The organism is Exiguobacterium sp. B2(2022) (assembly GCF_028823655.1).
In the GTDB taxonomy this organism is placed as follows: Bacteria; Bacillota; Bacilli; order Exiguobacteriales; family Exiguobacteriaceae; genus Exiguobacterium; species Exiguobacterium aestuarii_A.
Window position 1 is genome coordinate 1 of sequence record NZ_JAPEHX010000139.1, and the last position, 766, is coordinate 766.

The following is a 766-nucleotide window of genomic DNA, read 5'->3' on the forward strand; positions in this document are numbered from 1 at the left end:
ACGCTTTCATTTCAAGTTCGACATATGCCTCCACCCATTGTTCGCACGATTGATACCTGCTATCCCAATCAGCACGGGCCTCCTTTGCCACTTCGCTGACTTCTCTCACAATCGATGGCCGCATCTGTTTCAGTCGCGGCACAATCTCATGGCGAATTTGATTCCTTAAGTAAGTACGTTCTTGGTTTGTTGCGTCTTCGCGCCACTCTAATTCATTCTGTCGTGCATACTCGATCAGTTGAGCTTTCGACTCATGTAACAACGGACGGATGAGCCTCCCGTTACCAAATTGCCGGCTTTCGGGAATCCCTTTCACTTCGATCACGTTTCGATGTAGTTGAATGAGCACTGTTTCTAACTCGTCATCCGCATGATGCGCCGTGGCCAATGTGTCATATCCATATTCGTTCATGACGTCTTCAAAAAATTGATAGCGGGCTTCCCGGTATCGGGCTTGTGATCCTCCATCTTGAAAGCAGAGTTGCGTTCCATGAAACGGAATATGGTAGGTTGCTGCGACGCGGGCGACGAACCTATACTCTTCGTCTGAAGCTTCTCGTACGCCATGATGGACATGCGCCACCGCAACATTCCATCCCTTTTTGACGAGACGATCCAATAAGACAATGGAATCCACCCCACCAGACACTGCGACGAGCACTTTTTTCATGAATTCCCTCCTTGATATAACAAAAGAAGCCATCTCGATTGAGATGGCTTCTTTTCGCTTAGGCTAAGTGACCCGTACGGGATTCGAACCCGTGTT

1 protein-coding gene is annotated in these 766 nt (G+C 48.6%); it reads right to left on the reverse strand.

What is annotated here, in order from left to right:
- The coding region (gene tilS / locus ON063_RS14705; RefSeq protein ID WP_274665635.1) for a tRNA lysidine(34) synthetase TilS at positions 1-670 on the reverse strand (670 nt) is incomplete at its 3' end.
- Positions 671-766 lie beyond the last annotated feature (96 nt).